13 protein-coding genes are annotated in these 21,510 nt (G+C 65.6%); 2 read left to right on the top strand and 11 right to left on the bottom strand.

The window, feature by feature from the left end:
- Positions 1-32 precede the first annotated feature (32 nt).
- The 7 genes from hpf to ACZ0BA_RS25415 all read right to left on the bottom strand — a co-directional run bounded on the left by hpf (position 33) and on the right by ACZ0BA_RS25415 (position 5,467).
- Positions 33-392, bottom strand: coding sequence for a ribosome hibernation-promoting factor, HPF/YfiA family (gene hpf, locus ACZ0BA_RS25445; RefSeq protein ID WP_090326216.1), 360 nt, complete (start codon positions 390-392; stop codon positions 33-35).
- A gap of 75 nt (positions 393-467) precedes the next feature.
- Positions 468-1,949, bottom strand: coding sequence for an RNA polymerase factor sigma-54 (locus tag ACZ0BA_RS25440; RefSeq protein WP_463453893.1), 1,482 nt, complete (start codon positions 1,947-1,949; stop codon positions 468-470).
- Positions 1,950-1,958: 9 nt separating this feature from the next.
- A complete protein-coding gene (gene lptB / locus ACZ0BA_RS25435) occupies positions 1,959-2,711 on the bottom strand; it encodes an LPS export ABC transporter ATP-binding protein (RefSeq protein ID WP_315219209.1) in 753 nt (250 codons plus the stop codon).
- A gap of 2 nt (positions 2,712-2,713) precedes the next feature.
- Positions 2,714-3,295 (bottom strand): lipopolysaccharide transport periplasmic protein LptA, encoded by a 582-nt coding sequence (lptA, locus tag ACZ0BA_RS25430; protein ID WP_463453892.1) that lies wholly within the window; start codon positions 3,293-3,295, stop codon positions 2,714-2,716.
- A 37-nt stretch (positions 3,296-3,332) separates the two neighbouring features.
- On the bottom strand, positions 3,333-3,926 hold the full coding sequence (lptC, locus tag ACZ0BA_RS25425) for an LPS export ABC transporter periplasmic protein LptC (protein ID WP_463453891.1): 594 nt from the start codon (positions 3,924-3,926) through the stop codon (positions 3,333-3,335).
- A gap of 12 nt (positions 3,927-3,938) precedes the next feature.
- Positions 3,939-4,469 carry a KdsC family phosphatase gene (locus ACZ0BA_RS25420; RefSeq protein WP_463453890.1) on the bottom strand — a complete coding sequence of 177 codons (531 nt, stop codon included), beginning with the start codon at positions 4,467-4,469 and terminating at the stop codon, positions 3,939-3,941.
- Complete coding sequence (locus ACZ0BA_RS25415) at positions 4,469-5,467, bottom strand: KpsF/GutQ family sugar-phosphate isomerase (protein ID WP_463453889.1); 999 nt, start codon at positions 5,465-5,467, stop codon at positions 4,469-4,471. The genes ACZ0BA_RS25420 and ACZ0BA_RS25415 overlap by 1 nt, the downstream gene beginning before the upstream one ends.
- A 128-nt stretch (positions 5,468-5,595) precedes the next feature.
- Here ACZ0BA_RS25415 and ACZ0BA_RS25410 point away from each other — a divergent pair, with 128 nt between their 5' ends.
- Positions 5,596-7,578, top strand: coding sequence for a cation:proton antiporter domain-containing protein (locus tag ACZ0BA_RS25410; RefSeq protein ID WP_463453888.1), 1,983 nt, complete (start codon positions 5,596-5,598; stop codon positions 7,576-7,578).
- Positions 7,579-7,591: 13 nt separating this feature from the next.
- On the opposite strand, the gene ACZ0BA_RS25405 is transcribed toward ACZ0BA_RS25410, so the two are convergent.
- The 3 genes from ACZ0BA_RS25405 to ACZ0BA_RS25395 all read right to left on the bottom strand — a co-directional run bounded on the left by ACZ0BA_RS25405 (position 7,592) and on the right by ACZ0BA_RS25395 (position 11,486).
- Entirely contained in the window at positions 7,592-8,788 is a 1,197-nt protein-coding gene (locus tag ACZ0BA_RS25405) for a GGDEF domain-containing protein (RefSeq protein WP_463453887.1), read from the bottom strand.
- Positions 8,789-8,878: 90 nt separating this feature from the next.
- Positions 8,879-9,730 (bottom strand): MOSC domain-containing protein, encoded by an 852-nt coding sequence (locus ACZ0BA_RS25400; protein WP_463453886.1) that lies wholly within the window; start codon positions 9,728-9,730, stop codon positions 8,879-8,881.
- Positions 9,731-9,851: 121 nt separating this feature from the next.
- Positions 9,852-11,486: an NYN domain-containing protein gene (locus ACZ0BA_RS25395; RefSeq protein WP_463453885.1), complete on the bottom strand. Its 1,635-nt coding sequence runs from the start codon at positions 11,484-11,486 to the stop codon at positions 9,852-9,854.
- A 202-nt stretch (positions 11,487-11,688) separates the two neighbouring features.
- Here ACZ0BA_RS25395 and ACZ0BA_RS25390 point away from each other — a divergent pair, with 202 nt between their 5' ends.
- Complete coding sequence (locus ACZ0BA_RS25390) at positions 11,689-12,915, top strand: glycosyltransferase (RefSeq protein ID WP_463453884.1); 1,227 nt, start codon at positions 11,689-11,691, stop codon at positions 12,913-12,915.
- A gap of 38 nt (positions 12,916-12,953) precedes the next feature.
- Here the strand turns inward: ACZ0BA_RS25390 and ACZ0BA_RS25385 are convergent, their stop codons facing one another.
- Positions 12,954-21,452 carry a DUF4214 domain-containing protein gene (locus ACZ0BA_RS25385; RefSeq protein WP_463453883.1) on the bottom strand — a complete coding sequence of 2,833 codons (8,499 nt, stop codon included), beginning with the start codon at positions 21,450-21,452 and terminating at the stop codon, positions 12,954-12,956.
- Positions 21,453-21,510: the final 58 nt, after the last annotated feature.

Here is a 21,510-nt window from a genome sequence, read left to right as displayed (position 1 = left end):
CGCCCTTTGTTGGATGGTGCCGGAGGCCGTTGTTATAGGGCGGCGGCAGCGGGTTCGTAGCTATCCGGGAGATGCTTGATCGCATCGTGGCCGTGCTGCTGAACTTTGGATTTGTACTTCATGACCTGACGGTCAAGCTTGTCGACCAGGGTGTCGATGGCGGCGTACAGGTCTTGCGACAGGCTTTCCACGTAGACGGTCTTACCCGACATGCGCAGGTTGATTTCAGCCTTTTGCCGTTTTGATTTCTCTTTAAGGTTATCTACAGTCAGGATGACAGCAATATCAATAACTTGATCGAAGTGACGAGTGACACGTTCCAGTTTGTTCTGCACGTATTCGCGGATGGCCGCGGTCACTTCGAGATGATGTCCACTGATGGTCAGATTCATACACGCTCCTAAAGATAAATGTCGCTTACGGTCAGTGCCGCGCCCATTGCGGCCGGGCGCACAGTGACCAAGTCACTACAAAGACTTGCGGAGACTAACGGGAGGGATTTTCAACGCTTCGCGATATTTGGCAACAGTCCGTCGCGCAATCACCATGCCTTGTTCCCCCAGCATGTCCGCAATCTTACTGTCGGATAAAGGATTTTTAGGGTCTTCAGCTCCTGTCAATTGAACAATGAGTGCCCGTATCGCCGTCGAACTTGCTTCACCGCCCGCTTCGGTGGCGACGTGGCTACCAAAGAAATATTTCAACTCAAACATGCCGTGCGGCGTCAGCATGTACTTTTGAGTCGTTACCCGAGAAATAGTGCTCTCGTGTAAACCCAGTGTATCAGCAATTTCGCGAAGCACAAGGGGGCGCATGGCGACGGCGCCGTGCGAGAAAAAGTTCTTTTGTCTTTCTACTATCGCCTGGGCTACCCGCAGGATGGTGTCAAAGCGCTGGCGCATGTTCTTGATCAGCCACTTGGCCTCCTGCAGCTGGGCCCCCATTGCGCCCTCGCCCTTGCCCTGTTTGAGCAGGTTGGCGTACATGGCGTTGACCCGCAGGCGCGGCATGACGTCGTTATTCAGGCTCACCTGCCAGCCGCTGCGCGACTTCTTGACGATCACGTCCGGCACCACGTAATCGGACACGTCCGAGGCGAACGCCGAACCGGGATGCGGATTGCACAGGCGGATGACGGCTTGCGCCTCGCGCAGATCCTCGTCGTCGCACACGAGCGCCTTCTTCAGCTTGTTGAAATCGCGCTGGGCGAACCACGTCAGATGGTTTTCGACGATGGTCAGCGCCATGCGCCGCGTCACCAGCGCGATGCCGGGCAGGCGCTTGATCTGCAGCGCCAGGCACTCGGAGGCGTTGCGCGCGCCCACGCCCATCGGGTCGAAGCTTTGCAGCATCGACAAGGCCGTGCGCAGTTCGTCGATGTCGACTTCCAGTTCCTCCGGCAGGCGCGCGTGGATTTCTTCGAGCGGCTCCTCCAGGTAGCCGTTCTCGTCGAGCGCGTCGATGATCAGCTCGACCAGCGCGCGGTCGCGCATCTCCAGCACGGTCACGCGCATCTGCTCCATCAGGTGCTCGCGCAGGGTGCAGTGGTTGGCCTCCAGTTGCGGGCGCGCGTCCTCGTCGTCGGGCGCCTTGCTGCGGCCGGCGTCGCTCCAGTCGACATCGGCTTCGCTGCTGGTACTTTCGGTATCGGCGGCCGGGCCGTCGTAGTTGTCGGCGTCGGCCGGGGCCGGCGCGTCCTGCTGGTTCGGCGGGCCTTCGGGCGGCGCCTCGCCGGATGGCGCCTGCTGGCTGATGGCGCCGTCGGACAGCAGCCGCAGCGAGCGGTCGAGCGGATCGTCCAGACGTTCGAGCAAGGGATTATCGGTGAGCAGCTGCTCCAGTTCCTGGTGCAGCTCCAGCGTGGACAGCTGCAGCAGACGGATCGACTGTTGCAGCTGAGGTGTCAGCGCGAGGTGCTGCGACGTGCGCAGTTGCAATGACTGTTTCATGGGGCGCTATTACATTCTGAAATGTTCACCCAGGTACACGCGGCGGACCGACTCGTCGGCGATGATGTCGTCCGGCCGGCCTGAAGCCAGAACCGAGCCCTGGTTGATGATATACGCGCGGTCGCAAATGCCCAGCGTCTCGCGCACATTGTGATCGGTAATGAGGACGCCGATATTGCGCTCCTTGAGGAAGCGCACGATGCGCTGGATCTCAATCACGGCAATCGGGTCGACCCCGGCGAAAGGTTCGTCCAGCAGCACGAAACGCGGGTTGGTGGCCAGCGCGCGGGCGATCTCCACACGGCGGCGCTCGCCGCCGGACAGCGACAGCGCCTGGTTTTCGCGCAGCTTTTCGATTTGCAGATCGGCCAGCAGGGTATTGAGCCGTTCATCAATGGCAGCCTTGGATAAAGGCTTGCCGTCCACTTTCTGGATCTCGAGGACGGCGCGGATATTCTCTTCCACGGTCAGCTTGCGGAACACCGACGCTTCCTGTGGCAGGTACGACAAGCCGAGCGAAGCGCGGCGGTGGATCGGCAGCGAGGAGATGTCGACGCCGCTGATGTCGATGGTGCCGGCGTCCGACGGCACCAGGCCGACGATCATGTAAAAGGACGTGGTCTTGCCGGCGCCGTTGGGGCCGAGCAGGCCGACCACTTCGCCGCACTCGACTTGCAGCGACACGTCATGCACGACCTGGCGCTTGCCGTAGGTCTTTTGCAGGCCGCGTACGATCAGGGTGCTACCGCATGTTGGCTCCATGCTTATTTCCCCGCCGCTGGATTGGTTGCCGGGGCCGCCTTGACGGACGGCTGGATCACCATCGTGCTGCGGCCGGCGCCGGGTTTGCTCTCGCCGCTGGCGGTGTTTTTCACAGCGAAGAATTCGCGGCGGCTGTCGTACGAAATGAACTCGCCGTCGACCTGGCTGGCGGTCTTGCTGCCTTCGAGCTTCTTGATCTCGGCCTTCGAGAACAGTTTGACCAGTTCGGTCTTGCCATCGTATTCGATGCGATCGGCGCGGCCTTCGACCCACTGGTCGCCGGCGCCATCGAGCTTTTGGCGGAACGTCGCCTGCACGCCGGCGCCGCCGGTCAGCACCACGAACTGATAGCCTTCCGGGTCTTCGGTGACGACCGCCTTGGGCGACTTCATCAGCAAGGTGCCGCGCGTCAGCACGACGTTGCCGGTGAAGGTCTTGATCTGCTTGACGTCGTCGGCGTCGAGGTTGTCGAAGGTCACCTGGGTCGGCTTGTTGGAGTCGGCTTTTTCGGCATGGGCCGGGCCGATGGCGGCCAGCAGCAGCGCCGCCGCCGACAGCATCGCCTTCAAATTCAGTTTCTTCATCGTCGTGTCCTTCATATCTCTGTCTAGCTTGTATTAATTAACGAGGCGCCTTGGGCGGTATCGTGATCGTTCCGCGTCCGCCCAGTTGCAGCTGGCGCGTCGCGTTATTGGTTTTCATGCCGGTGCCGCTGGAGGTCGTGCTGCCCAGTTTCATCTCCACCGGCGCCTTGGTTTCCATCCGTTCCTCGTCCGGGAACACCGTCAAGGTGCTGGTCTGCAGACGCATCGCCTCGGCCTTGGGCGAGCCCGGCCGCACCACGTCGACGTTGCCGTTGAGCGTGACGCGCGTGTTGTTCTGGTCGACCCGCGCGGTGTCGGCGTGGATCGTCATCGGCGGCTGCTGGGTCGCCAGGCTGTTCAGGAACGGCTTGTCGATATCGGACGAGTCGTCGACCGGCCGGTGGGTCAGCTTGTCGCCGGAAATGATGTACGCCGGCTTGCCTTCCTTGGTCATGCGCACCAGGCTGAAGCGGTCGATGATGTAATCCGGCTCGTTGAGGAACTGGTCCGCCTGCTGCTCCTGGCCGGACTGGTTGACCACCTGCACCAGCCAAAAGCTGCCGACGGCGACAAACACGCCGATGATCATCGTCAGCGTCAGCTGCCAGCGATGTGCTGTTCTTTTACGCATGATTACACTCCGTCACACCATGAACTGCGCCAGCACGCGCTCGTACGTGCCTTGCGCGTGCAGCAGCAGTTCGCACACTTCGCGCACCGCGCCGCGCCCGCCCTGCGCCACCGTCACGTGATGCGCGCGCTCGATCACTTCCTTGCGCCCGCCCGGCACCGCCACCGCGAAACCGACCCGCGTCAGGATCGGCAGGTCGACGACGTCGTCGCCGATGAAGCCGACCTGTTCTGCCGTCAGCCCGGTTTTTCCCAGCAGCGCGTTGAACGGCGTCAGCTTGTCGTGCCCGCCCTGATGCACAAAGCCGATGCCCAGGTCGGCGGCGCGCCTGGCCACCTGCGGCGACACGCGCGCGCTGATGATGGCCGTTTGCACGCCGGACTCCTGCAGCAGCTTGATGCCCAGGCCGTCATATACGTTAAAGGTCTTCAACGCTTCGCCCTCGGCGCCGTAATGCAGGCTGCCGTCGGTGAGCACGCCGTCGACGTCGAAGATCATCAGTTTGACGCGCGCGGCGCGTTCCACATAAGTCAGCTCGGTCATCAGATTACCTTTGCACGGGTCAGGTCGTGGATGTGCAGCGCGCCGACCAGCTTGCCGTCGGCGTCGGTCACCAGCATCTGATTGATGCGGAATTGCTCCATCACGGCCACGGCGTCGACCGCCAGTTTTTCCGGCGAGATGCTGCGCGGATTCGGATGCATGACGTCGCGGATCACCACCTTCGTGAAGTCCTGGACCTTCTCGATCATGCGGCGCAGGTCGCCGTCGGTGAACACGCCGATCGGCTTGCCGCCGGCGTCGACGATGGCGGTCATGCCCATGCCCTTTTGCGTAATTTCCAGCAGCGCGTCCGTCAGTTTGACGTCGGCGCCGACCTTCGGCACGTCGTCGCCGCTGCGCATGACATCGCGCACGTGCGTCAACAGGCGCCGGCCCAGCGCGCCGCCCGGATGGGAGCGCGCGAAATCTTCTTCGCGGAAACCGCGCAGGTCCAGCAGCGCGACGGCTAGCGCGTCGCCCAGCGCCAGCGTCACCGTGGTCGAGGTCGTCGGCGCCAGGTTCATCGGGCAGGCTTCCTTGGCCACGGCCACGTTCAGGTGGACATCGGCGATCACGGCCAGGCTCGAGCCCGGCTTGCCGGTCATCGCGATGACTTTGCTGCCCATGCGCTTTACCACCGGCAAGATGGTCATCAGTTCGGCGCTCTCGCCGGAATACGAAATGGCAATGAAGGCGTCGTCGGCGGTGACCATGCCGAGGTCGCCGTGGGCCGCTTCGGCCGGGTGCACGAATAGCGCCGGCGTGCCGGTCGAGGCCAGGGTCGCGGCGATCTTGCGGGCGATGTGGCCCGACTTGCCGATGCCCGACACCACCACCCTGCCCTTGCAGTTTAGCAACAGGGCAATGGCGCGCACGACGCTGTCGTCGTCGCCCAGGCGGGCGTTGAGCGCGGCGATGGCGTCCGCCTCGTTTTGCAACGTTTCACGGGCGAGCCGCAATGCGTGCCCGGCCATATTTGCGTCAAAAGCTTTCAGCATTGTTTTTTCATGGGTTACACTCATACCCAAGTATAGCCGAATTGGGAAAGCAAAAAACTTGCCAGTCAAAACATAACGCCCGGCCTTGGCGACAAACAACTAAATATTATTTTACCGGCTATGTTGAAATGACGTTTTCACCCCTGGAATTAACCCTGATACTGCTCGGCAGCGCCGTGTTGGGCGTGGTGGCTTTCCGCATGATGCACCTGCCGCCGATGCTCGGCTACCTGGCCGTCGGCATCCTGATCGGCCCCCACGCGCTGGGCTGGGCCGAACAAAGCGAGGCCACCCACGGACTGGCCGAGTTCGGCGTAGTGTTCCTGATGTTCTCCATCGGCCTTGAATTTTCGCTGCCCAAGCTGATGGCCATGCGCGGCATCGTCTTCGGGCTCGGCATGGCGCAGGTGGTGTGCACCATAGGCGCCACCATGCTGTTCGGCTGGACCATCGCCACCCAGCTGCCCCCTTCCATCCAGATCAGCTGGCAAGCCTCGTTCGCGCTGGGCGGCGCGCTGGCGATGTCGTCGACCGCCATCGTGGTCAAGATGCTGACCGAGCGGCTCGAGCTCGAAAGCGAACACGGCCGCAAGATCATCGGCATCCTGCTGTTCCAGGATCTGGCCGTGGTGCCGCTGCTGATCCTGATCCCGTCGCTGGGCCAGCGCCCCGACGCGCTGGTCGAAACGCTGGCCTGGGCCGGCGTCAAGGCGGTCATCGTACTGGCGCTGCTGCTGTTCGTCGGCCACCGGCTGATGCGCGGCTGGTTCACCATCGTCGTCAAGCGCCGCTCGCAGGAGCTGTTCATGCTCAACCTGCTGCTGATCACGCTGGGCGCGGCGTGGATCACCGAAAAGGCCGGGCTGTCGCTGGCGCTGGGCGCCTTCGTGGCCGGCATGCTCATTTCCGAGACCGAATACAAGCACCAGGTGGAAGAGGACATCAAACCGTTCCGCGACGTGCTGCTGGGACTGTTCTTCATCACCATCGGCATGCTGCTCAACGTGCGCCTGGTGCTGGAGAACTGGTGGCTGGTGCTGGTGTTGCTGGGTGGCCCGGTGCTGCTCAAGTTCGCGCTGATCGCCGGCCTGGCCAAGCTGTTCGGCTCGTCCGACGGCGTCTCGATCCGCACCGGCCTGGCGCTGGCGCAGGCCGGCGAATTCGGCTTCGTGCTGCTGAATCTGGCCGGCGGCAGCAAGCTGATGGACCCGTTCATCATCCAGGTGGTGCTGGCGTCGATGGTGCTGTCGATGCTGGTGGCGCCGTTCATCATCGCCAAGTCGGACCAGATCGTCATGAAGGTGTCGAGCAACGAATGGATGATGCAATCGCTGGCGCTAACCAAGATCGCCAGCCGCACCATGTCCACCAGCAAGCACGTGATCGTCGCCGGTTTCGGGCGCAGCGGCCAGAGCCTGGCCACCTTGCTGAGCGAGGAAAACATCGAATACCACGCGCTCGACCTCGACCCCGAACGGGTACAGGAGGCGCAGACGGCCGGACGCCAAGTGTCGTACGGCGACGCCGCGCGGCGCGAAAGCCTGATCGCGGCCGGCATTTACCGTGCCAGCGCGGTGGTGATCACCTACGCCAGCACGCCGTCGGCGCTCAAGGTGCTGCATCTGGTGCACGAGCTGGCGCCGACGTTGCCGGTCATCGTCCGTTCGCACGACGACACCGACCTCGACCGGCTGAAGGCGGCCGGCGCGGCCGAGGTGGTGCCGGAACTGATGGAAGGCAGCCTGATGCTGGCCTCGCACGCGCTGGTGATGCTGGGCGTGCCGTTGCGGCGCGTGGTGCACCGGGTGCAGGCCGCGCGCGAGGAGCGCTACGCCTCGCTGCGCGGCTACTTCCGCGGCGTCAGCGACGCCGGCGAGGACGCGGACCTCGAGCGCCTGCACTCGGTCACGCTTGACGGCGGCGCCACCGCCGTCGGCCGCGCGCTCGGCGAGATCGACGTGCCCGGATCGGGCGCCGAGGTGACCACCATCCGGCGCGGCAAGACGCGGGTCGACGCCAGGCCGGACACGGTGCTCGAGGCCGGCGACGTGGTGGTGGTGCGCGGCGGTGCCGACGCCGTCACCCGCGCGGAAAACCGCCTGCTGCGCTAGCGGCCGGCCAGCCTCAATCCTGGTGCAGGGGGGCGGGTGCCGGCGCCGGCGGCACGCTGACCACGCGGTTGCGGCCGGCATCCTTGGCCGCGTACAGCAAGGTGTCGGCCTGGGCCACCCAGGCGCGCGCCACCGCCAGCGGGTCGCCTTCGGTCTCGCCCGGGTTCAGACACGCCACGCCGATCGACACCGTCACCGACAACTGCAGCTCCGGCGACAGCGCGATCATGGTGCCGGCGATGCTGGCGCGGATGCGCTCGGCCACAAAGGCGGCGCTGTCGAGGTCGGCGTCGATCAGCAGCACGACGAACTCCTCGCCGCCGAAGCGCGCCACCGCGTCCGAGGCGCGCAGCTCGTTCTTGATGCGCGCGGCCACCTCGCGCAACACATCGTCGCCGCCGCCGTGGCCGACAGTGTCGTTGACGCGCTTGAAATGGTCGATGTCGATGTACATGAACGAGATCGGATACGACTGGCGCCGCGCGCGGGCGATCTCCTCGAGCAGCCGGCGGTCGATGTAGCGGCGGTTGTAGACGCCGGTCAGCGAGTCGGTCAGGCCGATGTACTTGAGCATCTCGTTGCTGATGACGTTTTCAAGGCAGATTGCGATGATCGACGCCATGTGCTCGATGAAGTCGGTGCCCAGGCTGGGCGTGAAGCGGGTCGGATCGCGGCTGCCCAGGTTCAGGCTGCCGATGACGCGTTTGTTACGCAGCAGCGGCACCAGCGCCACACTTTGCAGCCCGGCCGGCGCGTTCGGGAACGCCCGCGCGTGGCGCTGCGCGTCGTACATGCCCAATAGCGGCTTGGGCGGCGGCGCGGCCGGCCCGCGCTGGCAGAGGTCGAAACCGAGGCCGTCGAGTTCCTCGACGAAGATCAAATCGGGAAAATCGGCGAACACCACGTCGAGCTTGAGCATGACCTCGCGGATGTCGGCGCCCTCGTCGACCAGGCTCAAGGTCACACTGTCGAGCTCGGAGATCACCGGCAGCACCCGGAAGATGGTGCCGACCAGCTCGGGGAAGTTGGCCGCGCCCACGATATTCAGGTCGAACGCCTGGTGGCGCGTCATGATCGAGTGGTTGCGTTCGGCCTGTTCCAGCAGATACGCCATGCGTGCCCGCAAAGCCTGGTTTTCGGCCGCCAGATCGTTCGCGCGCGCTGCGTGGTCGGTCGGCGTCGTTACTTTGCCAGTGGCGGTTTGCGTCATAGTTGCCCTTACTGTTCAGCCGGTTTTCATGTCATTGCAACATTACGCCAAGTTGTGCCCGTTGGGAATGCAAAAGGACGCCCAAATGCATTAAAACGCCAGTGTAACGACGATTTCCTGACCGACGCGCACGCGTTGGCCGTCGCCGGTGATCAAAATGCTGTTCATGCCGAAGCAAATGGCGCCGTCGAGCTCGGGCTTGGCGCGGTAGCCTTGCATGATGTCGAGCGGGTTGGGACCGAACACGCCGGTGGCCTGGTCGATCGACGGCATCGGGCAGCGCGGGCACGGTTTGACCGGTTTGAGCAGCGCGTCGCCCATCTGGAACGACTCGGCGTAGTCTTCCTCGAACGCCTCGATGCCGCCGATGACGAGGTTGGGCCGGAAGCGGTTCATCGGAATCGCCTCGCGGCCGGCGCCGCGCAGCTTGTCGTTGAGGTCGTCCAGCGAGGACTCGCCCACCACCAGGATCGGATAGCCGTCCGAGAACAGCGTGGTGGCCGGCACGCCCTTGGTCCAGGTCTCGCTGACGGCGCGGGTGGCGTTGGCGTGGAAGCGCGCCAGCCGGCAGCGCACGCCGATGGCCTTGCTGAACCATTCGGCGGTCAGGTCGTCGCAATCGTAGGCCAGGATGGTGTGTTCCCAGATTTGCGTCGACAGGGTCGGCGCCAGATCCGGGTCGGGCAGGCCGAGCGGAATCTCCAGGCGCAGCATGCCGGGCGCGCGCAGCTCCAGCGTATGGGCTTTCAGCGTGGGAGTGATGAGCGCCATGCGCGGATGCTCGCGTTGTGTCATGCACACGCCGTCCTCGTCGACGACCATCCATTCGCGGTCGTAGATCTGTTCGGTCATCAGTCCGGCCGTGGTCAGCGTGGCGTCCTGCAAGGCCACGCCGGCGCAGGATTTGATCGGATACAACGTCAGGGCGGAAAGGATGGGCATGAGGCGGCTACCTTTATGGCGGCATCCGCCGCACTGGTTAATAAGACCGTAACATTGTCATTATACGATCCACAGCCGCCCCTGCCGGGGCTTACTTTTTCATCCGCTTACCGTTCAGCGTTCACTCGTCCGACGCGGCGGCCTTGGGAGCGCGTGGCTTGCGGGGCGCGCGCGGCTTGGCCGGCTTGGCCGGAGCAGCTGGTGGCGCTTCGACCACTTCGGACTCGACCACCACCGGCGCGGCCGGCTCGGGCGCTGCCGCCACCGGCTCGGCGGCGGCGTTGCGGCCCTTGCCACCCTTGCCGCCCTTGGCCGGCTTGCCCTCGTCGGCCTGCGGCTTGGCGGCCGCTTTCACCTTGCGCGCAGGCGGCTTGGCGCCGCTTTTCTTTTTCGCCGGGACCGGCGCGGCCGCTTCCTCCGGCACGGCCTGCGCGGTGTCGGCATAATCGTCGGCGACCGGCAGATCGACCGCCAGTTCCGTAACAACAGGCGCCTCGGCGGCGGCCACGGCGCCCTGGCCGTTGCGCTCGCCCTGCTTGCGGCCGCCGCGATTGCCGCGTCCGCGGCCGCGATTGCGGTCCGAGTCGGGCTGCGACGATGGCTGCAACGCCGGCTGCGCGTCGCCCTGCGCGTCGGACTGAGCCTCGGCCTGGTCGACTGCCTGCTCCGGTTCGGTCTGCCACGCGGCATAGGCGGCCACCACTGGCGCCGCGTCGTCCGCGTCGTCGTCGGTGTTCTCGTCGCCGCCGTCCTGTTCGGCGCGCGCCTGCTGCGCCAGGCGCTCGGCCTGGCGTTCGGCAAAGCGCTCGGCGGCGGTGCGGCCGCGGCCGCGGCTGCGGCGCGATTCCTGCTTGCCGGCTTCCTGCGCCTCGACGCCAACGTTACCATTGTCGGATGCCTGCGTCTCGCCGGCGCCCTGCATGGCGCCGTTGGAGGCGCCGCTGCTGCGGTACACGTAGGCGCCGGATTTTTCGTCGCGGCCGAATTCGAGCAGGCCGCGCGCCTTGCATTCCTCGATCAGGTTGCCGAAGGTGCGGAAGCCATAATACGACTCGCTGAAGTCCGGCTTGCGGCGCTTGATCGCCTCTTTCAGCACGGAGGCCCAGATCTTGCCGCTGTCGCCGCGCTCGAGCACCAGCGCCTCGAAGGTGTTGACGGCGATTTCCACCGCCTGGTTGCGGCGCTTGTCCATTTCTTCGCGGCGGCCGCGCTCTTCTTCCGGCGAACGCTTGACGGCCGGCTTGTTGGCCTCGCCCGCGTCGCGCTTGGCGCGGCGGCTCTCGCGCACCAGGTCGTCGTAGAAGATGAATTCATCGCAGTTGGCCACCAGCAGGTCCGAGGTCGACTGCTTGACGCCGACGCCGATCACCTTCTTGGCGTTCTCGCGCAGCTTCGACACCAGCGGCGAAAAATCGGAATCGCCCGAGATGATGACGAAGGTATCGACATGCGACTTGGTGTAGCACAAGTCGAGCGCGTCAACGACCATGCGGATGTCGGCCGAGTTCTTGCCCGACTGGCGCACGTGCGGGATCTCGATCAGCTCGAAGTTCGCCTCGTGCATCGGCGCCTTGAACGCCTTGTAGCGGTCCCAGTCGCAATACGCCTTCTTGACCACGATGCTGCCCTTGAGCAGCAGACGCTCCAGCACCGGCTTGATGTCGAACTTGTCGTAATTGGCGTCGCGCACACCGAGCGCCACGTTTTCAAAATCGCAGAACAGCGCCATGCTGACGTTATCGTTGGAAGAAGCCATGAAGAGTATTTTTCTAGTGAGGGAATGAGGCGGTGCGGAACGCGAACGCGGCGGTCCGACGAGCGGATAATGCGACGATTATACCCAACAAAGGGCGCCGCGCCGCCAATCGTACAGCTGGGCTGACAAGCGCTGATGATTGACGGCAATGTATACTGGCCGTCAGCGCGGCAGCCCGCCGCGCCCGCACCGGGGTCACGCCTTGCAAGCACGCCATAAATATCTGTTTATCCACCAGAACTTTCCCGGCCAGTTCAAGCATCTGGCGCCCGCGCTGGCGGCCCGGGGACACGAGGTGGTCGGCCTCGGCATGTGCGAACCGAGCGTCGCCACCCCAGGCGTGCGCTACCTGCGCCACACGGTCGAGACCGCCGCCCAGCGCTCGGCCCCGTCCCAGCTCAAGGATTTGCAGGGCAAGCTAATGCGCGGGGAATCGGCCGCCGCCGCGCTGCAATCGCTCAAGGAACAAGACTATTCGCCGGACGTGATCGTCGTCCATCCGGGCTGGGGCGAGGCGCTGTTCGTCAAGGACGTCTTCCCGCGCGCCAAACTGCTGATCTACGCCGAGTACTACTACCAGGCCGAGGGCGGCGACTCCTTCTTCGATCCCGAGTTCTCGCGCCCGGACGCGGCGGCCGTGCAGCGGCTGCGGCTGCGCAACACCCATCTGCTGCACGCGATGTCGGCGGCGGACGGCGCCCTGTCGCCCACCAGATTCCAGCGCGACCGCCATCCGGCCTGGTTCCGCGAGCGCATCTCGGTCATCCACGACGGCATCGACACCGACCGCTTCCGTCCCGACGCCCACGCCTCGGTGCAATTGCGCTCGGCCGGGCTGACCTTGCGCCCCGGCGACGAGGTGGTGGTGTTCGTGGCGCGCCAGCTGGAACCGTATCGCGGCTATCACATCTTCATGCGGGCGCTGCCGGATCTGCTCAAGCGCCGGCCCAACGCGCGCGTGGTGATCGTCGGCGGCGACGGCGTCAGCTACGGCGCCGCTCCGCCCAAGGGCAAAACGTGGAAACAGATATTCCTCGACGAGGTGGCCGGGCGCCTCGATGGCGGCCGCGTGCATTTCGTCGGCAAGGTGCCGCACGCGGTGCTGACGCAATTGATGCAGGTGGCGGCGGTGTACACCTATCTGACCTACCCGTTCGTGCTGTCGTGGTCGCTGCTGGAGGCGATGAGCACCGGCTGCCTGATCGTTGCCTCGCGCACCGCGCCGGTGGAGGAAGTGATCGAGCACGGCCGCAACGGCCTGCTGGTGGACTTCTTCAACCACCAGGCGATGGCGGCGGCCGTGGCCGACGCGCTGGAACGTCGCGCGGAACTGCAACCTCTGCGCGACGCCGCCCGCCAGACCATCGTCGAGCGCTACGACCTGCAGCGGCAGTGCCTGCCGGCGCTGCTCGATTTCGCGCGGCCTTGAAGTAATCTTCGGACCGCGCCCGCTTCTCTATCGCCTCCTTAGATGATGTAGTCCGCCAGCGCCGTCGTCGGCGTGCCGACCAACACCGCCACCTGGGTCAGCTCGGCGGCGGAGACCAGCGCGTCGTTGCCGCTCGATTTGAACAGATACAACGACGTGGCGCTGGCGGTCGAGACGGCAAACAGCGCCGTCTGGCCCACCGTGTACGCGCCCTCGGCCGAGCCGATCACCTTGGCCGCGTTGGCGGTCGACGCCGTCGCCATCAGCTGGCTGAACACCACCAGCTCGGCCGCCGACCCGAAGACGCCCGGCGCGCTGCGCAGCATGGCGCCATCAAGTGTGGCGTCGCCGTTACCCAGCGCGAGGCCAGTCTGGCCGATGCGCAGTTGATCCGTACCCGACACGAAGTCGGTCACCGTGTCCGTGCCGGCCACGCTGTTGAACACGAAGGTGTCGGCGCCCGCGCCTCCGGTCAACGTGTCGCTGCCGGCGCCGCCGTCGAGCAGGTCGGCGCCACCGCCGCCGAGCAACTTGTTGGCGGCGCCGTTGCCGATAATCTGGTTATCCAGCTCGTTGCCGGTGACGTTGACCGCCTCCGCGCCGACCGCCGACGTGATGACCGCTTGCTCCACGTTAGCGGCCAGCAGATACGTGCCGGCGCCGGTCAGCGCCACACGCACCAGGTCGTATGCGCCCTCCGGCGTCTCGACGACCTTGTCGTTGACGTTGTCGACGACATAGACATCGCTGCCGTTGCCCCCTGTCATCGTGTCGGCGCCGGCGCCGCCGTCAAGGATATCGTCTCCGTCGGTGCCGAACAGGTTGTCGGCGCCGCTGCTGGCGGTGTTTTGCTGCACCTGCGCCAGCGTCATCAGGCCGGTATCGCTGAACTCGAAGTTTTCCACGTTGCGCACCGTGTACACATGACCGTCAGCATCGGTCAACACGGTGTCGGTGGCGTTCGGGCGGAAGATGCTGTAGCTGCCGAATGCGTTCAGGCGGAATAGGCCGTCCACGCCAGCGCCGCCGTCCACCGTTGCGCTGCTGCTTTTCTCCACGTAGAAGCGGTTGGCCATGCCGTTGCCGGTTCCGGCAAAAGCGCCGGCGCCGTCGTACACCAGGTCCTCGACATTGGCCGTGAGGGTGTAGGCGGCCAAGGTGGTAAACACGGCGTCGTAACCTTCGCCGGCGTTTTCCCGGACCTGGTCGCCGCTGTCGGCCACCACGTAGATATCGTCACCGGCTTCGCCGGACAGGGTGTCGTTGCCGGCGCCGCCGTCAAGCGTATCGTTGCCAAAGTTCCCGCGAAGGTTGTTGGCGGCGGCATTGCCGACCAGGTAGTTATTCTCCCAGTTGCCGACGATATTGATGGCGGCGGTGCCGCTGATGAAGGCGTCCTCCAGATTGACATCCATCTCGTAGGTGCCGGCCGTCGCGAACCCCACTTCGACCGTGTCGTGGCCACCGCCCGCCACCTCGTACGTGATGTCGCGCGGGGAGGACACCTTGTAGAGGTCGTCGCCACCAAGGCCTATCATCAGGTCGTCGCCGGCGCCGCCGTCGAGGATGTCGGCACCGGCGCTACCAAAGACGGTATCGCTGCCGGGGCCGACGCTGTTGGTGAGCGCCTGCTCCATCGTCATCGAGGTGTCGCGGAAGTCGAGCCACTCCACGTTGCGCACGGTGACCTTGGCGCCGGTGTAGTGCGTCAGCAAGGTATCCGTCGCGTTCAACCGCACGATGGTGTAGTTGCCGTAGTAATCCAGGCCCTCCACCATGTCCATGCCGACGCCGCCGTCGATGCTGTCGGCACCGGCCGACGCTTCGAACAGGTCGTCACCGATGCCGCCAAGCAGCGTGTCGTTGCCGCTGCCGCCCATCAGATAATCGTTGCCGGCGCCGCCGTCGAGCCGCGATCCGCCGCTGGCCGCCGCCATCACATTGTTGAGCGCGTTGCCGGTGCCGTTGAACGTGCCGGCGCCAACGGCAAACAGCAGCTCGACATTGGGGCCCAGCGTGTAGCTGGACAGGCTGGTCAGCACCGAGTCGATGCCGGCGCTTGCCAGCTCGCTGACCACGTCGCCCGTCTCGGTGACGATATAGATGTCGTCGCCGACGCCGCCGAGGAGCTGGTCCGCGCCGGCGCCGCCGTCGAGGGTATCGTTGCCGGCGCCGCCATTCAACACATTCGCGGCCGCATTGCCGATCAGCTCGTTATTCAGGGCGTTGCCGACGAGGTTGACCGCCACCCCGGCCGCCGCCGTCACCGTGGCATTTTCCACGTTGTCGGCCAGCGTGTAGGTGCCGGCCGCGAGCAGCGCCACCTGCACGGTGTCGATGCCGCTGTCCTGGTTTTCAAGGACGATACTGGCCTTGTCGGCGATCACATAGATGTCGTCGCCCATGCCGCCCTCGAGCGTGTCGGCGCCGAGGCCACCGTTCAATATATCGGCATCCGCGCTGCCAAGCAGGTGGTCGCCGCCGGGGCTGGGGAGATTGTATTGCAACTCGTCGACCGTCAGGCGCGCGTCGCTGAACTGCACCGATTCCACGTTGCGCAACGTAACGGTCTTGCCGGCGCTGTCGGTCAGCATCGTGTCGGTCACGCTGACGCGGGTCACCGTCACCTGGTCGTGGGCCACCGACTGCATCCAGACCAGGTCGTCGCCCTGGCCGCCGTCGACGGTGTCATTGCCGCCGCCACCGAAGAACTGGTCGGCGCCGGAGCCGCCGATCAGACTATCATTGCCGGTGCCGCCGGTCAGTAGATCGTTTCCGTCTCCACCGTCGATCTTGTTGCCGAAGTTGCCGCCGGTGATCTCGTTGTCGAGCATGTTGCCGGTGGCGGTGAAGGCGGCCTTGCCGGTGTAATTGAGCAGCTCGACGTTGGCAGTTATCGTATACGTCGCCAGCGTGGTGCGTACCAGGTCCCGGCCCGCCTCCACGGCCTCGGTGACCACGTCGACGGTGTCGTTGACGAGGTACACGTCGTCGCCATCGCCACCGAGCAGCTTGTCGCTGCCGGCGCCGCCATCGAGGGTATCGTTGCCGGCGCCGCCGGTCAGCGTGTTGGCGGCCGCGTTGCCGGTCAACAGATTGTCGAGGTCGTTGCCGGTCAGGTTGACCGCCACCGAGGCGGCCGCGGTCACCTTGCCGTTCTCGACGTTGTCACCCAGCGTGTAGGTACCGGCGGTGGCCAGCGCCACCAGCGCGGTATCGGTGCCGGCGTACTGGCCTTCGTTAATCACATCGCCCAGGTTATCGACGACGTAGGTATCGTCGCCGTCATAGCCATCCATCGTGTCGGCGCCGGCGCCGCCGTCCAGCGTTTCGGCCTCGGCGCTGCCGTACAGATGGTCCCTGCCGGCGCTCGGCACGTTGTACACCACGCTGTCGAGCAGCTGCGGACCGTCGGAAAACTCGAACAATTCCACATTGCGCACCGTCAGCACGTTACCCGCTTTGTCGGTGAGCACGATGTCGTCCGCGTTCGGCCGGGTGAGGACATAGTCGGCCCGCGCGCCGAGGCCGGTCAGCACGTCGATATCGGCGCCACCGTCGATGGTGTCCCTGCCGGTCGCGCCGGCGAAGGAATCGTTGCCGACGCCACCGGTCAGACTGTCGGCGCCACTGCCGCCGGTGAGCAGATCGTTGCCGGCGCCGCCGTCAAGCTTGTTGCCGGCGTTGCCGCCGGTGAGGATGTTGTCGAGCGCGTTGCCGTTGCCAACGAAGGCCGCCTTGCCGGTGTAGGCCAGGTTCTCGACATTGGCCGCCAGCGTATAAGTGGCCAGCGCGGTGCGCACGGCGTCGTTGCCCTCGTCCGCCAGCTCGGTGACCACGTCCGCAGCCACATCCACCAGATAAGTGTCGTCGCCGCTGCCGCCAACGAGCTTGTCGGCGCCGGCGGCGCCGTCGAGGGTATCGTTGCCGCCGGCGCCGATCAGCGTATTGGCGGCCGCGTTGCCGGTCAGCTGGTTGTCAACGTCGTTGCCGGTCAGGTTGACCGCGACCGAGGCCGAGGTCACCCTGGCGATCTCGACGTCGCCGCCCAGCGTGTAAGTGCCGGCGGTGCTCAGCGCCACCAGCGCGACATCGGTGCCGAAGTACTGGCCTTCCTCAATGACATCGCCGAGGTTGTCGATGAAGTAGGTATCGTCGCCATCGCCGCCATTCATGGTGTCGGCGCCGGTGCCGCCGTCCAGCGTATCGGCGCCGGCGGTGCCGTACAACCGATCGTTGCCGATGCTGGGAACGTTGTACAGCACGCTTTCAAGCGATTGTGGGCCGTCGGCAAACTCGAACGATTCCACGTCGCGCAGGGTGAGGACGTTGCCCGCCTTGTCGGTCAGCACGACATCGCCCGCGTTCGGCCGCGTGACGATGTAGTCGGCGAACTTGCCCAGGCCTTGCAGCACATCGGTGCCGGCACCGCCATTAATAGTGTCCTTGCCGGTCGCGCCGATGAAGGTGTCGTCGCCCAGGCCGCCAATCAGGTTGTCCGCGCCGGCGCCACCGATGAGTTGGTCGTTGCCCAGGCCGCCATCGAGCTTGTTGCCGGCGTTGCCGCCGGTGATCACGTTGTCGAGCGCGTTGCCGGTGCCGGTGAAGGCGGCCTTGCCCGTGTAGGCCAGGTCCTCGACGTTGGCCGTCAGCGTGTAGGTCGCGAGCGACGTCCGCACACCGTCGGCGCCCTCGCCCGCCAGCTCGGCGACGACATCGCCGGCCGCATCGACGACATAGCTATCGTCGCCGCTGCCGCCGACCAGCCTGTCCGCGCCGGCGCCGCCGTCGAGCCTGTCGTTGCCGGCGCCGCCGGTCAGCGTATTGGCCGCCGCGTTGCCGGTCAGTTCGTTGTCGAGTGCATTGCCGGTGAGGTTGACCGCAATGGACGCCGCCGCCGTCACGGTGGCGTTCTCCACGTTGGCCGCCAGCACATAGGTGCCGGCCGCCGTCAACGCCACCTGGACCAGGTCGACGCCCTCGGCGTCGTTTTCCAGCACCACGTCGGCCGCGTTGAGGATCAGATAGGCGTCGTCGCCGAGGCCGCCGCTCAGTGTGTCGACGCCGAGGCCGCCATTGAGCAAGTCGTTGCCATCGGTGCCGCGCAAGCTGTCATTGCCGGGACTCGCGATGTTGTCCTGCAGCTGCTCGAGCGTCCTGTCGCCGTCGGCGAACGCGAAGTTTTCCACGCCGCGCACGGTGAGCACGTTACCGGCGCCATCGGTCAGCACGGTGTCGGCCAGCGTAGGCCGCGTGACGACATATTCGCCGAACGTGCCCAGGCCCTGCAGCAGGTCGCTGCCGGCGCCGCCGTCGATGGTATCCTTGCCGGTCGCGCCGATGAACGTATCGTCGCCCAGGCCGCCGATCAGACTATCGGCGCCATTGCCTCCTGTTAGTTGATCGTTGCCGGCCGCGCCGTCGAGCTTGTTACCGGCGTCGCCGCCGATGATCACGTTGTCGAGCGCGTTGCCGCCGCCGGTGAAGGCGGTCTTGCCCGAGTACGTTAAATTCTCGACGTTGGCCGTCAGCGCGTAGGCCGCCAGCGAAGCCTGCACGGTATCCGTGCCCTCGCCCGTCAACTCGGTAACGACATCGCCAGCGGCCTCCACCACATACGTATCGTTGCCGCTGCCGCCGACCAGCTTGTCCGCGCCGGCGCCGCCGTCGAGCCTGTCGTTGCCGGCGCCGCCGGTCAGCGTGTTGGCCGCCGCATTGCCGGTCAAGATGTTGGCCAGTTCATTGCCGGCCAGGTTGACCGCAATCGAAGCCGCCGCCGTCACGGTGGCGTTCTCCACGTTGGCCGCCAGGGTGTAGCCACCGGCGGCCGTCAACGCCACCTGGACCAGGTCGACGCCCTCGGCGGCGCTTTCCAGCACCGCGTCGGCCGCGTTGAGGATCAAATAAGTGTCGTCGCCCAGGCCGCCGCTCAGCGTGTCGACGCCAAGGCCGCCATTGAGCAAGTCGTCGCCATCGGTGCCGTGCAAGCGGTCGTTGCCGGGGCTCGGGATGTTGTCGTGCACCTGCTCGAGCGTCTTGTCGCCGTCGGCGAACGCGAAGTCTTCCACGCCGCGCACGGTGATCACGTTGCCCGCGCCATCGGTCAGCACGGTGTCGGTCAGCGTTGGCCGTGTGACGACGTAATCGCCGAACTTGCCCAAGCCCTGCAGCAGATCGATGCCGGCGCCGCCATCGACGGTGTCCTTGCCGGTGGCGCCGGCAAAGGTATCGTTGCCCAAGCCGCCGATCAGATTGTCGGCGCCATGGCCACCGGTAAGCTTATCGTTGCCGGCCCCGCCGTCGAGCTTGTTGCCGGCGTCGCCGCCGCTGATGACGTTGTCAACGGCGTTGCCGGTGCCGCTGAACGCGGCCTTGCCGGTGTACTCCAGGTTTTCGACGTTGGCCGTCAAAGTGTAGCTTGCCGACGACGCCCTCACGGTGTCCGTGCCTTGGTCCGCCAGTTCGGTCACCACGTCGCCGGCCACGTCCACCCAATACAGGTCGTCTCCTGTGCCGCCGATCAACTTGTCGGCGCCGGCGGCGCCGTCGAGCATGTCGTTACCGGCGCCGCCGGTCAGCGTATTGGCCGCCGCGTTGCCGGTCAGGACGTTGGCAAGGTCGTTGCCGGTGAGGTTGATCGCCACCGTCGCGGCCGCCGTCACGGTGGCGTTTTCCACGTTCGCTGCCATCGTGTAGCCGCCGGCCGCCGTCAACGCCACCTCGACCAGGTCGAGGCCCTCGCCGGCGTTTTCCAGCACCACGTCGGCCCCGTTCAGCAGCACATAGGTGTCGTCGCCGAGGCCGCCGCTCAAGGTATCGATGCCGAGGCCGCCGTTGAGCACGTCGTTGCCATCGGTGCCGCGCAGCTTGTCGTTCAAGACGCTCGGCACGTTGTCCTGTACCTGCGCCAATGTCCGGTCGCCGTCGGCAAAGGCGAAGTTTTCCACGCCGCGCACGGTGATCGCGTTGCCCGCGCCATCGGTCAGCAGCGTGTCGGTCGCGGTCGGCCGCGTGACGACATAGTCGCTGAACTTGCCCAGGCCTTGCAGCCGGTCGTCGCCGGCGCCGCCGTCGATGGTGTCCCTGCCGGTGGCGCCGACGAAGGTGTCGCTGCCCAAGCCGCCAATCAGGTTGTCCGCGCCCTTGCCGCCGGTGAGTTGGTCGTTGCCGGCCCCGCCGTCGAGCTTGTTGCCGGCGTCGCCGCCGGTAATCACGTTGTCGAGCCCGTTGCCGGTGCCGGTGAAGGCTGCCGTGCCGGTGTATGCGAGGTTTTCAACGTTGGCCGTCAAGGTATAGGTGGCCTGCGAAGCGCGCACGGTGTCCGTGCCCTCGCCCGCCGACTCGGTGACCGCGTCGCCGGCCACATCCACCACATAGGTATCGTCGCCGCTGCCGCCAATCAGCCGGTCGGCGCCGCCGGCGCCGTTGAGCGTGTCGTTGCCGGCGTTGCCGGTCAGCGAGTTGGCGGCCGCGTTGCCGGTCAGGACGTTGTCGAGTGCATTGCCCACCAGATTCACCGCGACCGCGGCGCTGGTCACCGTCGCGTTCTCGACGTTGGCCGCCAGCGTGTGGGTGCCAGCCGCGGCATAGGCGACCTGAACCAGGTCGGTGCCTTCTCCCATGTGCTCGACAACGACGTCGCTGCCGACGTTGACCACGTAGGTGTCGTCGCCAAGGCCGCCGGCAAGCTGGTCGGCCCCGGCAGTGCCCTTGAGCGTGTCGTTGCCCGACACGATCACGTTGCTGGTGACCGATTCGCGCGTGCCCAGTCCATCGGTGTAGCTGGCGGTGACGGTGATCGGTTTGCCGACCTGCGCCGCCGTGAGCGTGAAGCTGTCCGAGGTCGCCCCATTGATAGGCACGCCGTCGGCCTTCCACTGGTAGCTGACCGTGCCGAGGCCGTCGGCGTCGGCAAGGGTATTCGAAGCACTCAGGATCTGGCCTTCGACCGCCGTGCCGTTGGCGATGACGGTCCCCGTCGCCGGGTTGTTGGGCGCGGCGCCAGTCACCAGCGCTATGGTTTGCGGCAACGCCGCCAGCGCCACGGCAAGCGAGGCGTTGTCGGTGACCGTCGTCAAGTACGCCTTGGCGAGCGCGGCGGCGGTCGGGTTGGCGTAGCCGCTGATTTCAGCCCCGGTATCGAGCCCTTCGGTGAACGCTTGGGCAGCGACGATCTTGTTGTTCAGCGCAGTCAAGTCTTCGAAGCGGGCGCCGTCCGCCAGCGTCGTCAGGAGATCTGCAACGGTGATGCTGCCCTTTTGCAGCAAATCGGCCCAGAAGACCAGGCCCGCCATCTCGGCGTGACGGCCGAATAAGTTCGCGTACATCTGGTCCACAATCTGCGCGTTGGACAAGCCGGCGATGGCATAGGCGAATTCCGCCGAAGTGGACAGGGCCGTTTTTACGGCGGCCAGTCCACTGGCGGGATTTTGTTCAACAGGCCCCAACCAGAAAGCAAGGCCGGCGGGATCGGCGGGACGGCCGAGATAGACAACGTAGAGTTTTTGAAGGTCGTGTACGTTGCCGCTGACTGCCATAACTACTTCTCCCGGGAAGCTGGTGCCAGCTTCCGTAATGGTTGGTGGATTTCCTAAG

This window comes from Duganella sp. AC917, from assembly GCF_979258245.1.
This window is presented reverse-complemented; position numbering and strand designations above follow the sequence as displayed.

What these genes read in the sequence shown, in the direction of transcription:
- hpf (WP_090326216.1), bottom strand. Translation starts at nt 392, where the DNA reads ATGAATCTGACCATCAGTGGACATCATCTCGAAGTGACCGCGGCCATC.
- ACZ0BA_RS25440 (WP_463453893.1), bottom strand. Translation starts at nt 1,949, where the DNA reads ATGAAACAGTCATTGCAACTGCGCACGTCGCAGCACCTCGCGCTGACA.
- lptB (WP_315219209.1), bottom strand. Translation starts at nt 2,711, where the DNA reads ATGGAGCCAACATGCGGTAGCACCCTGATCGTACGCGGCCTGCAAAAG.
- lptA (WP_463453892.1), bottom strand. Translation starts at nt 3,295, where the DNA reads ATGAAGAAACTGAATTTGAAGGCGATGCTGTCGGCGGCGGCGCTGCTG.
- lptC (WP_463453891.1), bottom strand. Translation starts at nt 3,926, where the DNA reads ATGCGTAAAAGAACAGCACATCGCTGGCAGCTGACGCTGACGATGATC.
- ACZ0BA_RS25420 (WP_463453890.1), bottom strand. Translation starts at nt 4,469, where the DNA reads ATGACCGAGCTGACTTATGTGGAACGCGCCGCGCGCGTCAAACTGATG.
- ACZ0BA_RS25415 (WP_463453889.1), bottom strand. Translation starts at nt 5,467, where the DNA reads ATGCTGAAAGCTTTTGACGCAAATATGGCCGGGCACGCATTGCGGCTC.
- ACZ0BA_RS25410 (WP_463453888.1), top strand. Translation starts at nt 5,596, where the DNA reads ATGACGTTTTCACCCCTGGAATTAACCCTGATACTGCTCGGCAGCGCC.
- ACZ0BA_RS25405 (WP_463453887.1), bottom strand. Translation starts at nt 8,788, where the DNA reads ATGACGCAAACCGCCACTGGCAAAGTAACGACGCCGACCGACCACGCA.
- ACZ0BA_RS25400 (WP_463453886.1), bottom strand. Translation starts at nt 9,730, where the DNA reads ATGCCCATCCTTTCCGCCCTGACGTTGTATCCGATCAAATCCTGCGCC.
- ACZ0BA_RS25395 (WP_463453885.1), bottom strand. Translation starts at nt 11,486, where the DNA reads ATGGCTTCTTCCAACGATAACGTCAGCATGGCGCTGTTCTGCGATTTT.
- ACZ0BA_RS25385 (WP_463453883.1), bottom strand. Translation starts at nt 21,452, where the DNA reads ATGGCAGTCAGCGGCAACGTACACGACCTTCAAAAACTCTACGTTGTC.